Source organism: Ruegeria sp. HKCCD4315 (assembly GCF_013112245.1).
Classification (GTDB): Bacteria; Pseudomonadota; Alphaproteobacteria; order Rhodobacterales; family Rhodobacteraceae; genus Ruegeria.
Genome location: NZ_WVRN01000001.1, coordinates 598,355 through 612,217, shown reverse-complemented (window position 1 = coordinate 612,217; position 13,863 = coordinate 598,355). Strand labels below are relative to the sequence as shown.

General features: G+C 56.3%; 15 protein-coding genes. 8 read left to right on the top strand and 7 right to left on the bottom strand.

Annotation, left to right across the window (positions count from 1 at the left end):
• The first annotated feature begins 112 nt into the window (after positions 1-112).
• The 4 genes from GS646_RS02960 (at position 113) to GS646_RS02945 (ending at position 2,998) form a co-directional block, all read left to right on the top strand.
• Positions 113-1,723, top strand: a complete 1,611-nt coding sequence (locus GS646_RS02960; protein WP_171648501.1) for an FAD-dependent oxidoreductase — start codon at positions 113-115, stop codon at positions 1,721-1,723.
• A 5-nt stretch (positions 1,724-1,728) separates the two neighbouring features.
• Positions 1,729-1,926 (top strand): DUF2783 domain-containing protein, encoded by a 198-nt coding sequence (locus GS646_RS02955; protein ID WP_171105539.1) that lies wholly within the window; start codon positions 1,729-1,731, stop codon positions 1,924-1,926.
• Positions 1,927-1,937: 11 nt separating this feature from the next.
• Entirely contained in the window at positions 1,938-2,576 is a 639-nt protein-coding gene (gene maiA / locus GS646_RS02950; protein WP_171188835.1) for a maleylacetoacetate isomerase, read from the top strand.
• Positions 2,577-2,662: 86 nt separating this feature from the next.
• Positions 2,663-2,998 carry a DOPA 4,5-dioxygenase family protein gene (locus GS646_RS02945; RefSeq protein ID WP_171188833.1) on the top strand — a complete coding sequence of 112 codons (336 nt, stop codon included), beginning with the start codon at positions 2,663-2,665 and terminating at the stop codon, positions 2,996-2,998.
• Here GS646_RS02945 and GS646_RS02940 read toward each other — a convergent pair.
• Positions 2,995-4,623: an acyl-CoA synthetase gene (locus GS646_RS02940; protein WP_171188831.1), complete on the bottom strand. Its 1,629-nt coding sequence runs from the start codon at positions 4,621-4,623 to the stop codon at positions 2,995-2,997. The genes GS646_RS02945 and GS646_RS02940 overlap by 4 nt on opposite strands.
• Positions 4,624-4,845: 222 nt before the next feature.
• Between GS646_RS02940 and GS646_RS02935 the strand changes: the two genes are divergently transcribed.
• Both GS646_RS02935 and GS646_RS23190 read left to right on the top strand, forming a co-directional pair.
• The gene (locus GS646_RS02935; protein WP_171096246.1) at positions 4,846-6,237 is read left to right on the top strand and encodes an aspartate aminotransferase family protein; all 1,392 of its coding nucleotides are present in this window, start codon (positions 4,846-4,848) and stop codon (positions 6,235-6,237) included.
• Positions 6,238-6,391: 154 nt separating this feature from the next.
• Complete coding sequence (locus tag GS646_RS23190) at positions 6,392-6,877, top strand: DUF3124 domain-containing protein (RefSeq protein WP_171180915.1); 486 nt, start codon at positions 6,392-6,394, stop codon at positions 6,875-6,877.
• Between the two features lie 256 nt (positions 6,878-7,133).
• On the opposite strand, the gene GS646_RS02925 is transcribed toward GS646_RS23190, so the two are convergent.
• The 6 genes from GS646_RS02925 to pyk form a co-directional block, all read right to left on the bottom strand.
• Positions 7,134-7,940 carry a phytanoyl-CoA dioxygenase family protein gene (locus tag GS646_RS02925; RefSeq protein WP_171188829.1) on the bottom strand — a complete coding sequence of 269 codons (807 nt, stop codon included), beginning with the start codon at positions 7,938-7,940 and terminating at the stop codon, positions 7,134-7,136.
• 201 nt (positions 7,941-8,141) lie between these two features.
• Entirely contained in the window at positions 8,142-8,507 is a 366-nt protein-coding gene (gene rplT, locus GS646_RS02920) for a 50S ribosomal protein L20 (protein ID WP_152457001.1), read from the bottom strand.
• A gap of 14 nt (positions 8,508-8,521) precedes the next feature.
• The gene (gene rpmI / locus GS646_RS02915; protein ID WP_005981143.1) at positions 8,522-8,722 is read right to left on the bottom strand and encodes a 50S ribosomal protein L35; all 201 of its coding nucleotides are present in this window, start codon (positions 8,720-8,722) and stop codon (positions 8,522-8,524) included.
• Positions 8,723-8,906: 184 nt separating this feature from the next.
• Positions 8,907-10,457, bottom strand: a complete 1,551-nt coding sequence (locus GS646_RS02910) for a sodium:alanine symporter family protein (protein ID WP_171188827.1) — start codon at positions 10,455-10,457, stop codon at positions 8,907-8,909.
• Positions 10,458-10,470: 13 nt separating this feature from the next.
• Positions 10,471-10,908, bottom strand: coding sequence for a universal stress protein (locus tag GS646_RS02905; RefSeq protein ID WP_171096253.1), 438 nt, complete (start codon positions 10,906-10,908; stop codon positions 10,471-10,473).
• Between the two features lie 251 nt (positions 10,909-11,159).
• A complete protein-coding gene (gene pyk / locus GS646_RS02900; RefSeq protein ID WP_171188824.1) occupies positions 11,160-12,605 on the bottom strand; it encodes a pyruvate kinase in 1,446 nt (481 codons plus the stop codon).
• 141 nt (positions 12,606-12,746) lie between these two features.
• Here pyk and GS646_RS02895 point away from each other — a divergent pair, with 141 nt between their 5' ends.
• Both GS646_RS02895 and GS646_RS02890 read left to right on the top strand, forming a co-directional pair.
• Complete coding sequence (locus tag GS646_RS02895) at positions 12,747-13,484, top strand: N-formylglutamate amidohydrolase (protein WP_171188822.1); 738 nt, start codon at positions 12,747-12,749, stop codon at positions 13,482-13,484.
• Between the two features lie 87 nt (positions 13,485-13,571).
• On the top strand, positions 13,572-13,811 hold the full coding sequence (locus tag GS646_RS02890) for a DUF6868 family protein (RefSeq protein ID WP_171648503.1): 240 nt from the start codon (positions 13,572-13,574) through the stop codon (positions 13,809-13,811).
• Positions 13,812-13,863 lie beyond the last annotated feature (52 nt).

The window sequence follows — 13,863 nt, the reverse complement described above, 5'->3', positions numbered from 1 at the left end:
CCAGATCGTTTTACGCGGCGGGATTCGATGAAACCATAAGCCAAGGCCTCCGGCGCCTGTCGCCGGAGGACAGGATATGCAGCACTTTGGTGCGTCTGCTTGGGGGGAGCCCATGAACAAGATCTTTGAAACACCGCTTTACGGCTATGAACGCAGCCCGGATCAGGACAGTCCCACGCCCGTCAGGCGCAAGGTCATCGTGATTGGTGCCGGTCCGGTTGGTTTGGCCGCCGCCATCGATCTGGCCCAACAAGGGATCGAAGTTGTGGTTCTGGACGAGAACGACAAGGTCAGTTTCGGCAGTCGCGCCATTTGTTTTTCTCAGCGCACTTTGGAAATTGCCGACCGTCTGGGATGTGGACACCGCTTGGTCGACAAAGGCGTGTTGTGGGATCGCGGCAAGGTCTTTTTCGATGATCGTCAGGTCTATGATTTCAACCTGCAACCGGATGAGGGATATGCCAATCCGGCTTTCATCAACCTGCAGCAATACCATTTCGAAGATTACTTCGTTCAACGGGTTCACGAGCTGCAGGCAGAAGGCGCACCGATAGAAATTCGTGGGCGCAACAAGGTCGAGGCCATTGGCACGCACGAGGATCACGTTCGGATGGAGGTCGAGACCCCCGAAGGCCCCTACACGCTTGAGGCTGAATGGCTGATCGCTTGCGACGGAGCCACCTCTCCCACCCGCCGGATGCTGGGCATTGATTTCGAAGGGCGTGTATTCGAAGACAACTTCCTGATCGCGGATGTGATCATGGATGCCGATTTCCCATCAGAACGCTGGTTCTGGTTCGACCCACCGTTCAATCGCGGTCAATCTGCACTGCTCCATAAACAGCCTGACAACGTCTGGCGCATCGACCTGCAATTGGGCTGGGACATCGACAAGGAGCGTGAAAAGCGCCCCGAGAATGTCATCCCACGCCTCAAGGCGATGCTGGGCGAAGACGTCGAGTTCCAGCTGGAATGGGTCTCGATCTATACCTTCCAGTGTCGCCGCATGGAAAGCTTCCGCAAGGGGCGTGTCCTGTTTGCAGGCGACAGCGCGCATCAGGTCAGCCCCTTTGGCGCACGCGGGGCAAACTCGGGCCTGCAAGATACCGACAATCTGTGCTGGAAACTGAAGCTTGTGCTCGAGGGCAAAGCCCCTGAAAGCCTGTTGGACACCTACAACGCGGAACGCGTGCAGGGGGCCGACGAAAATATCCAGAAATCCAGCCGGTCGACCGATTTCATCACGCCAAAATCCGAGATGTCGCGGCTTCTGCGCGATGCGGTTCTGGATCTAAGCGAACAGTATGAATTTGCCCGACCACTGGTGAATTCCGGGCGCTTGAGCCAACCCTGCACGTATGACGGGTCTTCTTTGAACTCGGCCGATGCGCTGAACGGCCCAGCCTGCACACGCCCGGGGTCGGCCTGCCCGGATGCCCCGCTGGGCGATGAATTCCTTCTGCCCAAGCTGGCGGGCAAATTTACCTTGCTGACCATTGATGCCGATGCCCCAGACACTCTGGAAGAGGATGGGATTGAGGTCACCCGGCTGGCGTTGTCGGTCAAAGACGACCTGACGCTGGCTCTCAAACGTCGTTACTTGGGTAATGCAACCAGCGCTGTGTATCTGATCCGCCCGGATCAGCACGTAGCCGCTCGACGGGACAGCTTTGAAGAAAACAGTTTCCGTCATGCGATCCGCAGAGCTTGCGGTAAGGAGTAAGCGCAATGTCAGACTTGATCCTAACCCCCAATTTCGACAACGCCGACGACTTTTACGCCACCCTTTTGGCGGCGCATGAAGGGCTTGAAAAAGCCGACAGCGACGCGCTGAACGCCCGACTGGTGTTGGTTCTTGCCAATCACATCGGCGACGGAACGGTGTTGTCCGACGCCATTCGCGCAGCCGCTTTGACCGAAAACTGACGGGTTTTAACGTGAACAAACCCGTTCTTTTCGACTATTGGCGGTCCTCAGCCAGCTATCGTGTGCGGATCGCCCTGAATCTGGCCGCAATCGACTATGACGCCGTTGTTGTCGATCTGGTGGGCGGCGAACACAAAGGCGCTGAGCATTTGGCACGCAATCCGCAAGGGTTTGTGCCGGTACTGGATGTCGACGGGCACCGCCTGACACAGTCTTTGGCCATCCTCGACTATCTGGACCGAACGCGCCAACTTAATTTACTACCCAACGACGCGGTCGAGCGCGCGCGTGTACAGGCACTTGCATATGCAATTGCGGTGGATATTCACCCGGTCTGCAACTTGTCTGTCGCACGTCACGCGACGTCGTTAAGCAAAGAAGCAACCGACATGCCCGGAGATTGGATGCGGCACTTCATCCGGCCCGGCTTGCAAGCCTTTGAGACCATGTTGGGCACGTTTGAACAGGCCCCGTATTGTACCGGTTCGCAGCCAAGCCTCGCCGACATCTGCCTGATCCCTCAACTCTACAATGCACGCCGCTGGCAGGTGGAACTGTCGGACATGCCACGTGTTCTGGGGGTTGAAGCAGCCTGCGCTAGTCATCCAGCCTTTGTTGCAGCGCATCCCGACGCGCATGCACCCCAATAACCCTGCACAGGCCCTGTGTGCCTGTGCGCCTAGGCGTATGCCCCGTTTGACCTTAGCTTTGATAAATCAAAGAAATGAGGTCCCCCATGCCCGAGATCACCGGCTACCACGCCCATGTCTATTTCGATGCCGACACGCAGGATACGGCGCAACAGGTCTGTGAAGAGGCCGCGCGGCTATTCCCGGTTCAGATGGGGCGTATGCATGCCCGCAACGTCGGTCCTCATCCGCGCTGGAGTTGCCAGTTAGGCTTTGCCGCCGACGCTTTTGATCAGGTCATGCCATGGCTGATGTTGAACCGGCAGGGCCTGACCGTGTTCACCCATCCCGAAACCGGTGAGCATCTGGAAGATCACCGCGATCGGGCAATCTGGATGGGTGAGATGCTGGATCTGAACCTTTCGATCTTCGACAAGCTTTAGTCCAGCGACCGCGCCTGATCCCGCAGGACAAATTTTTGCACCTTGCCCGTAGATGTCTTCGGCAGGGTGCCAAACACGACGGTCTTAGGTGCTTTGAAATGGGCCATGTTGTCCCGACAGAAGGCAATCAGCTCTGCTTCGGTCGCGGTTGCTTCGGGTTTCAGCTCGACAAAGGCACAAGGCGTTTCGCCCCATTTTTCGTCTGGACGCGCAACCACAGCCGCCTCCATCACCGCCGGGTGTTTATAAAGGATACCCTCGACCTCAACGGACGAGATATTCTCGCCACCTGAAATTATGATGTCCTTGGATCGATCCTTGAGGGCGATATATCCATCGGGATGCATAACACCCAGATCGCCGGACGCAAACCAGCCGCCTTTAAAGGCCCCGTCCGTGGCGTCCGGGTTCTTAAGATACCCTTTCATCACCACGTTGCCCTGCATGAAAATCTCACCCATAGTTTCGCCATCAGAAGGCACGGGTTCCATCGTTTCGGGATCGGCCACCATCAGGCCAGACAGCGCCGTGTACCGCACACCCTGCCGTACTTTCAGAGCAGCGCGATCTTCTGGCCCTTTCTCATTCCACTCGTCTTTCCAGGCACACACGACCGAGGGCCCGTACGTCTCGGTCAGGCCGTAGACATGGGTGACTTCGACGCCCATCGCCTCCATCGCTTCGATCACTGCCGCAGGCGGTGGGGCACCTGCGGTCATTACCTTGATCTGGTGATCAAAGTCTTTCAGCTCATCCGGTGCATGGGCCAGCATGTTCAAAACGATGGGCGCACCGCAGAAATGGGTGACTTTCTCATCGCGGAACGCCGCATAGATCGGCTCGGCCCGCACGGCGCGCAGACAGACAGACACACCCGCATTTGCCGCCATGGCCCAAGGGAAACACCAGCCATTGCAGTGAAACATCGGCAGTGTCCACAAGTAGACGGAATGTTTGGGCATATCCCAATCCAGCAAGTCCGACTGCGCGTTCAGGGTTGCGCCCCGGTGATGATAAACAACCCCTTTCGGGTTGCCTGTTGTACCAGAGGTATAGTTCAGCGTGATTGCGTCCCACTCATCGTTTGGCAAGGACCAATTGAATTCCGGGTCACCTTCGCTCAGCAAAGCATCATATGTCAGACTGCCCAGTGTCTCACCGCCCTCAAAGCTCGGGTCTTCGATATTGATAATCAAAATGTCACGCTCGACCTGCTTCAGCGCCTCTTTCACAACACCTGAAAACTCCGGGTCAACCAGCAGCACCTTGGCTTCGGCGTGATTTAGAATGAAAGCGACGATTGGTGCATCCAGGCGCGTATTGATGGCGTTCAAAACAGCGCCTGCCATCGGCACGCCAAAATGAGCCTCATACATCTCGGGAATATTCGCTGCGATGATTGAAACGGTATCGCCCTTGCCGATGCCACGCGCGGTCAGCGCACCCGCCAGTTGTCGGCACCGGGCATAGGTTTCAGCCCAACAATACCGGCGGTCCCCATACACCACCGAAGGGTAATCCGGATAGACCTGCGCCGTTCGCTCAAGGAACGTCAGCGGCGACAAAGGCGTGTAGTTGGCCCGGCTTTTGTCCAAATGACGCTCGTAGATGTTTGTGGCTGTCATCTGCTGATCCTCCCAAATCACAGTTCGCGCGACTTGAGCATAATCTTGGTGCTCTGACAAATCCGTAGTAATACGATAGGCCCAACTTCTGGCAATATGGGATGGCGCGATCTGGCCCTACTTACAACGGGCCTTTCGCGGTGATCTGAAGCATCTTAAACACAGGCGGGGGTGTGGCCTGACCAATAGCCCCTCAAGCGCATCTCAGTGAAAGGACTTGTCATGGACGGCACGTTCAACGAAAACGATCTTTCCCGCGTGGTCGAGGCCGACCGCGCTCATATCTGGCACCACCTGATTCAGCATAAACCCTTTGAAACCAATGACCCGCGCATCATTGTCGAAGGCAAAGGCATGCGCGTCTGGGACCAGAAGGGCAAAGAACACCTGGACGCTGTTTCCGGTGGAGTGTGGACCGTGAACGTTGGCTATGGCCGCGAATCGATCTGCAAGGCCGTCTATGATCAGTTGATGAAACTATGCTATTTCGCCAACTCGGCAGGCTCGATCCCCGGCGCAATCTTTGCCGAACAGCTGATCGACAAGATGCCGGGAATGAGCCGCGTCTACTACACCAACTCCGGCTCTGAAGCGAACGAGAAAGCCTTCAAGATGGTCCGTCAGATCGCGCATAAGCGCTACGGCGGCAAGAAGACCAAGATTCTGTACCGCGACCGCGACTATCACGGCTCGACGTTGGCAACCATGTCGGCCGGCGGTCAGGATGAACGGACTGCGCAATACGGACCTTTCGCGCCTGACTTCGTACGCGTGCCGCACTGCATGGAATACCGCAAGCACGAACTGGACGGCGCACCGGAAGAGAATTTCGGCGAATGGGCGGCGGATCAGATCGAAGAGGTCATCCTGCGCGAAGGCCCCGACACAGTTGGTGCCCTGTGCCTTGAACCGGTAACGGCTGGCGGCGGCGTAATCGAAGCGCCCGAAGGGTATTGGCAGCGCGTGCAGGAGATCTGCAAGAAATACGACGTGCTGCTGCATATCGACGAGGTTGTCTGCGGTGTTGGCCGGACCGGCACATGGTTCGGATACCAGCAATACGGCATTAAACCTGACTTCGTGACCATGGCCAAGGGCGTGGCCTCGGGCTATGCGGCGATTGCCTGCATGGTCACCACCGAAGAAGTCTTTGACATGTTCAAGGACGACGCGTCGGATCCGCTGAACTATTTCCGTGACATCTCGACCTTTGGCGGCTGCACGGCCGGTCCGGCGGCAGCGATTGAGAACATGCGCATCATCGAAGATGAGAACCTGCTGGGCAATTGCACCGACATGGGCGACCGCATGATGGGCAACCTGCAAGCGTTGATGGAAAAGCACAAAGTCATTGGTGACGTACGCGGCAAGGGCCTGTTCCTGGGGGCCGAACTGGTCACTGACCGTGCGACCAAAGACCCGATGGACGAAAAGCGGGTTCAAGCCGTTGTCGCCGATTGTATGGCGCAGGGCGTCATCATCGGTGCCACCAACCGCTCGATCCCCAGCCGTAACAACACGCTGTGCTTCTCGCCCGCACTGATCGCAACGGCGGACGACATCGACCAGATCACCGACGCGGTCGATGGCGCGCTGGGGCGTGTTTTCGGGTAAGCTGACCGAATATTAAAAAAAGAAAAACCGGCACATCGAGTGTCGGTTTTTTTTGTGAATAGTCGAAGTGCGGACAAAGCGGTCATTTTCTTGCGCCGAATCTTGTCATCCGTATGCTCATATTCACGACTGAACAAACGGAGCATTCTCCTAAATGAAGTTTTTCTCCCGCAGATATTTCTGGTCACTCTCAATGGCTTTGGTTTCGTTGACGACTGTACCAAGCCCTTCATTCGCACAAGTTTCGGAGAGTGTAACATCTCAAGTCATCTATGTTCCCTCCTACTCGCGAGTATTCACGCAGGAGGGGCGCAGCGAACCGCTCGCGTCTACCCTCGTTGTGCACAACATTAGTCTTCAATCAGAGATCAAAGTTGAGCGCGTCGAATATTACGACAGAGCGGGGCAGCTTCTGGAAACCCTCATAAATGAGCCCGTTCAACTGATGCCATTTGGGTCAATGAATGCGCTTGTACCTATTGGTAGCGTCGGAGACGGCATTGGCGCGAATTTCGTAGTCACATGGTCGGCAGAAGTTCCGGTGTCACCCCCTATCGTAGAAGCAATCATGGTCGGTGGAAGCGGCACTCAAGGGATCTCGTTTACAAGCCGAGGTCAGGTGTTGTCACAAGAACCGTAACACCGACCACTACTTTGCTTCTATGTGACCAGCTCGACCATTAAGCCAATACCTAAGCAACAGTGACTGGTTCTTTGCCACTGCGACTGGAGCTAAATTTGGGCTCAGAGCCGACATTCTCTACGTTCAAAAAAGGCCGCTCCAATCGGGACGGCCTTGAACTCGAAATCTCTCGAAAGAGGATCAGGCAGTCAGAGCGGCCAGCGTTTGGGCCACTCTCTGCTTTGCGTTTTGCCCAAAGCGTTTCGTCAATGCTTCAGGCTGTTCCTGCTATTTCAACATGACGCTGTTCCAGCTCGATTTGCCTATGCACCGCCACAGGATCAAGATCGCTTTCAGCGGGAGTGTCGATTCCAAAATGGCCGAAATTGTCTTCTCCGCGCACCAGCATTGCCGTATCGAGATCATGTTTGGTCTGACGTACATGCGCCGCAAGATACTGGATATTCAGCCCAATTCGGCGATCCTTACTTTTGTTCGGCATCGAGGCATGAAGCGTCCAACCATGGTGAAAACTCGCCTCGCCCGGACGCAGCGGACAAAGCTTAGCCTTGCTCTCATCAACTCCAAGAACAGTCTGCCCCTGCAAAAGAACGTTATCGTCATCTTCCGTTGTTTCATGGCTCATCACACCATTCGCGTGACTTCCCGGGAGCATTCGCATGCAACCGCTTTCCTCGTCCGCTGGCGACAAGGCGAGCCAAGCGGATACCTGGTCGTCATGACTCAGGCCCCAATACGTCAGATCCTGATGCCAACTGACATGCGAGGTCGAGCCAGGTTCTTTGATGATGTAGGTAACATTGTACAACAGAATGTCGGGCCCGATCAGCGCTTCGATGAGATCGAGCATCAGGGGGTGCGTAGCAAGCTTGTACGGCGAAGTTAGAATTGTGTGCGCTTTGGACTTATAATGCATGGACGCACCTAGTTGGTTTTCGGCCCATTCCATTGCGGCACGGTGTTCTTGCGCTTCGGATTCAGTCAGGATCGGAACACCACCTACATAACCGTCCCGATTGTAAGCGTTCGCCCAAGTTCGTACCCTTTGGTCGATTCCCATCGTCGCCTCCCACGAAATGACTAAGCAATCGTTAGTGGAAAAATATGACCTGCCAAGCCTGTTTCGGCTTTGGTTTGCGTCGGCGCCAATGAAAATTGAAACATACCGTACCGAATGCGCGCTTGGAGCTTTTCAACCCATGATGCAAAAAAGCCGCCCCAAACCGGGACGGCTTTTCTTTCACTGTCTCTTTTCAGAAGATCAGGCAGTCAGAGCGGCCTGAGCTTTGGCGACGATCGCGCCGAACGCTTCCGGTTCGTGCACGGCTAGGTCGGCCAGAACTTTGCGGTCCACTTCGATACCGGCCAGGTTCAGGCCGTTGATGAAGCGGGAATATGTCAGAGCTTCGTCATGCGAACGGACAGCAGCGTTGATACGCTGGATCCACAGCGCGCGGAAGTTGCGCTTGCGGTTCTTACGGTCGCGGGTTGCATACTGGTTGGCCTTGTCGACGGCCTGACGGGCAACCTTGAAGGTGCTCTTGCGGCGACCATAATAACCTTTGGCAGCCTTAATGACCTTCTTGTGACGGGCGTGAGTTACGGTTCCACCTTTAACGCGGGACATCTCTTAATCTCCTCTTAGCGGTCGTAGGGCATGTAGCCCTTGACGATCTTGGCGTCGGGGGCGGACAGGGTGGTGGTGCCACGGGCGTCGCGGATGAACTTCTTGGTCCGCTTGATCATGCCGTGCCGCTTGCCGGCCTGGCCTGCCATGACCTTACCGGTCGCAGTCACCTTGAAGCGCTTTTTGGCGCTCGACTTGGTCTTCATCTTAGGCATTTCCGTCTCCTTTTTCGGGTTCGGTTTCAAACGCGACTCGGCATGCCATCTCGGCCGGTCACGCGATCAGAAGCGCCATTTACGCAAGTTCCGTCATACTGGCAAGGGGGATTCGATCAGAATCTGCGCTTTGTGCGCGGTTGGTCTGACACCGGGGCGACGGTTGCCGCCCCGGTGGTTTGTGTTAATGGCCGAACTTGCGGATTTCACCGCTTTTCAGCCGTTCTGCATAAGATGCCAGTTCCTGACGCACCACTTTCATCAGGAAGTAGAGCGCAAAGACGTTCACCACAGCCATCGCAAAGATCGCCGCGTCCGAGAAGTCGATGACAGGACCAAGATTGGCCGCCGCACCGATGACAACGAAGACGCAGAAGATGATCTTGAACACCAGCTCTTTGGTGTGACCTTCGCCGAACAGGTAAGTCCAGGCTTTCAGGCCGTAGTAGGACCAACTGATCATGGTCGAGAAGGCAAACAGAACCACGGCAATCGCCAGGATGAAGGGGAACCAGCTGAACGCGCTGCCGAAGGCGGCAGAGGTCAGGCTGACGCCGGAGTTGCCATCAACGGTGGCAATGGCGTTACCCGCCTCGTTCAGCATGTAGTTGCCCGTCGCCGGATCGACGATCAGCTGCTGCGTGATAATGATTACCAGCGCTGTCATGGTACAAATCACAACGGTGTCGATGAACGGTTCAAGCAACGATACAAAGCCTTCGGTGATCGGTTCCTTGGTCCGAACAGCCGAGTGTGCAATGGCGGCCGAGCCCACACCCGCTTCGTTCGAAAACGCCGCTCGGCGGAAGCCCTGGATCAGCGCACCGACCATGCCGCCCGCAACACCGAGACCCGTGAAGGCACCCGCGAAGATCTGGCCAAAGGCCCAGCCGATCTGATCAGCGTGCATAATGATGATGACCAGCGCTGCCAGCACATACATCACGCCCATGAACGGTACGACCTTTTCAGTCACACGCGCAATCGACTTCAGACCACCTACGATTACCGCAAAGACAATGGCCGCAAAGACCAGACCAGTGATCCAACCGGGGTAATCCCCGACGATTCCTGCGATCTGCTGGTGCGCCTGATTGGCCTGGAACATGTTGCCCCCGCCCAGCGCACCAAGGATACAGAAGATCGAGAAAAGAACCGCGAGGATCTTACCGCCAGGCAATCCAAGCTCGGCAAAGCCCTTGGACATATAATACATCGGGCCGCCCGAGACGGTGCCATCGTCATATTCATTGCGGTATTTCACGCCCAGTGTACATTCGGTGAATTTTGAAGCCATGCCCAACAGGCCCGCGACGATCATCCAGAACGTGGCCCCCGGCCCACCGATCCCGATGGCAACCGCCACACCGGCAATATTACCAAGACCAACAGTACCAGACAGCGCTGTGGCCAGAGCCTGAAAGTGGCTGACCTCACCGGCATCATTGGGGTCGGAATAGTCGCCTTTGACAAGGCTGATCGAGTGCCCAAAAAAGCGGAACTGCACGAAAGCGAAATACAGCGTGAAAACCGTGGCTGCGACGACCAGCCAACCCACGATCCACGGAAATCCGGTTCCCGGAAACGGAGCGAAGATAAAGCTGACAAAGGGCCCGGTTGCATCAGCAAAGGCCTGATTAATCTTGTCATCCAGACCCGGAGCCTCTTGCGCCGAAGCGGCAGTGGCCATGAAGGCGGCAATCGCCGCAAGATACAGGTGTTGTAGCGTTTTCATTTTCCTGCCCACCTCAATTTACAACTGTGACCGGGACGTCGGCATGCATCACAAGGTTCTGTGTCGAGCTGCCGAAGATGCGTTTCTTGATACCATCTGCCGAAGCCCGACCCACAACGATTTGGGAGCCGCCGTTTTCGACCGTGATGGCATTCAGAGTTTCCGCCACATCGCCATGTCGAACGACGCCATGCGCTTCGAAACCAGCTGCCTTGAGGGCGTCAACGGCAGGTGTCACGATACGTGACGACGCCAAAGCGACCTCTTCCTCGCGCCGTTTGTGGCGCAGGGCGTTTTCTTCCGGTGTTTGAAATGTGTAAGGGGACCATTCTATCACATAGGCAACCAGCAATTCGCATGTTCCGATCAGCTTTGCCAGATCTTTGGCAAAGGCAATCGCGCGTTCGCCGGTCTCTGTCCCGTCGAGTCCTATGACAATCTTTGTTGTCATCTTGTTCCTCCATTATTGTTGTTCAGTCCGGGGCCCGTGCCCCCGGCAGGGCAGCCGGAACTTGGAACTTTGGCTAAGACTGCCCCTAGGTCATTTATCTGGAAATTCTACCCACGAATGAAGCCCATTGTGCCAAATTCACCTGTACGGGTCAAATTTCGCTTATAAATCAAGTTTTTCGCGTACAAAAAAGGAAACGGCCGCTTTGCCAGCGGCCGCTAACTAAATTCCGGGACTATCCGGGGAAAAGCCTATTCAGGATCGGTGCTGTAGATCAGGCGTTCGTCGCAGGGGGCCACGCGCAGGATGTTCGTGGTACCCGGAACGTTGAAAGGCACGCCCGCCGTGACGACAATCTGATCCGCCTCGGACGCAAATCCCCCAGCACGTGCAGCGCGGGCCGCGTTGACCACTGCACCCTTGAAGCGTTGCAGTTCAGGCGTCATCACGCAGTTACAGCCCCAGCTCAGACACAACCGACGCGCCGTGCCGCGTTGCGAGGTCATGGCAATGATCGGCACCCCTGGACGTTCGCGCGCAGTCAGAGAGGCCGTTGTGCCGCTTTGGGTGAAACAACAGATGGCCTTGATGTCGGTCTTTTCTGCAATCTCACGGGCTGCCGCTACGATGCCGTCGGCAACAGTGGTACCCTTGGCAGTGCGCGAGGCGGAGATGATCTGGGTATAAGTCGGGTCGGCCTCAACCTCGATGGCGACCTTGTTCATGGTCTGCACAGCCTCAACCGGATAGGCTCCAGCGGCCGATTCCGCGCTAAGCATGATGGCGTCCGTTCCTTCATAGATCGCCGTCGCCACATCCGATACTTCGGCGCGGGTGGGCATCGGGCTTTCGATCATGCTTTCCAACATCTGGGTCGCCACAATGACCGGTTTGGCAGCGCCACGGCACCTACGGACCAGACGTTTCTGGATTGGCGGCACAGCAGAGACCGGCAGTTCCACGCCCAGATCACCCCGCGCCACCATGATCCCATCTGACGCATCGAGAATATCGTCAAACGCCTCAACCGCAGCGGGCTTTTCAATCTTTGACAGGATCGCAGCACGACCGTCAGCCAAAGACCGGGCCTCGAACACATCCTTGGCACGCTGTACGAAGCTCAGCGCCAGCCAGTCGACACCCAGCTGACAGACAAACTCCAGATCGTCGCGGTCCTTGGCCGACAACGCCGCCAGCGGCAGCACAACATCCGGGACATTCACACCCTTGCGGTTCGAGATGGTGCCGCCAACCTCGACCGTGCAGTTGGCGAAATCCTGACCGCAGTCCTGAACCGTCAGGCGGATCTTGCCATCATTCACCAACAGGCGCGCACCCGGCTCAAGCGCCGCAAAAATCTCGGGATGCGGCAGGCATACCCTGTTTATGTCTCCGGCGGTGGGATCAAGATCAAGGCGGAAGGCCGCGCCTTCCTCCAACTCTTCCGCCTCATTGGCAAAGACGCCAACGCGCAGCTTTGGCCCCTGAAGGTCAGCCAGAATGGCAATCGGGCTGTCCAGATCCTTTTCGACCTGCCGAATAATCTTGTGCCGCTCGCGGATCTCATCGTGGCTGCCGTGGCTCATGTTGAGTCGAAACACATCGGCCCCTGCCTCATGCAAAGCACGAATGGTGTCATAGTCACTCGACGCCGGTCCCAGCGTCGCCACGATTTTTACATTTCTCAGGCGTCGCATTGGTCTTGATCTCCTTACGTCGTCTTACTTGCTGATTAGGGTACAGCAAAATGTTACCGCAAACATCGGCTGAGTGCTTATTGCGCAATTCCCTTTTCAAAGCAACTGCCCTACACCTGCGACAAACTAGATGACAGGCTCATGACGTACACCCCATTTTTTGTTCACGGCGCGGATCGCCCGTCGCGCTGGTTGATTACATGTGATCACGCAACCAATACCGTTCCCCCCGAAGTAAACGGCGGCGACCTTGGTTTGCCACGTGAAGATATGGAACGCCACATTGCCTATGATGTCGGCGCATATGAAGTCTCCAAGCATCTCGGAGAGATTTTGGATGCACCAGTGATTGCCGCCAATTTCTCGCGCCTTGTCATTGACCCCAACCGTGGCGAGGACGACCCGACCCTGTTGATGAAGCTCTATGACGGTTCGATCATCCCCGGCAATCGCCACGCGGACGCCGCCGAGCGCGTAAGGCGGCTGAACATGTGCTATCGCCCCTATCACGAGGCGCTGGCGCAGATGGCCGCCCTGCCCCATGCGGTGGTCGTTTCAATGCATTCCTTCACCCGCCAGCTTCGCGGACGTGATCCTCGCCCCTGGCACATCGGCGTCTTGCACACCCCGGACAAACGTTTTTCACGCCCCCTGATCGAACGTCTTCAGGCCGAAGGTGATCTGTGTGTTGGCGTCAACGAACCTTACACTGGCGTGTTGCCGGGTGACGCGATTGACAAGCACTGCACCGCTTTTGGCCGTCCTAACGCTTTGATCGAGTTGCGCAATGACCTGATTGCAGATCACGCTGGGCAAAGGGAATGGGCCGAACGTTTGGCAGTTGTCTTGCAAGACGCACTGGATTCCAGTGACCTTTGAAGACGCAGGTCGCGGTTTGCGATCCGTACTTCACGCTGTTGTGAGCGCACAGCTTGATCCCCATATAGTAGGGGAAAGGGGATCGTCGTGACACATGAGTTTCTGACAACTTTTTTCGGCTGGATGGCCGCCCTCAATATCGCGGTTCTTCTGTTCACCACTGTCATGGTCCTGCTGCTGCAGGATTGGATTGCGGGCATTCATGGCAAGCTGTTCCAAATGGAGCAGCCAGACGTGAAACGTGCGTATTTCAGATATCTTGCCAATTACAAGATTCTAACCCTTGTCTTTTGCATTGTGCCCTGGCTGGCTTTGAAACTGATGTAGGTGGGCCAGCCGGCTTATTGTAACAAGGCTGCGGGGTTGTTAGGTCAAGCAC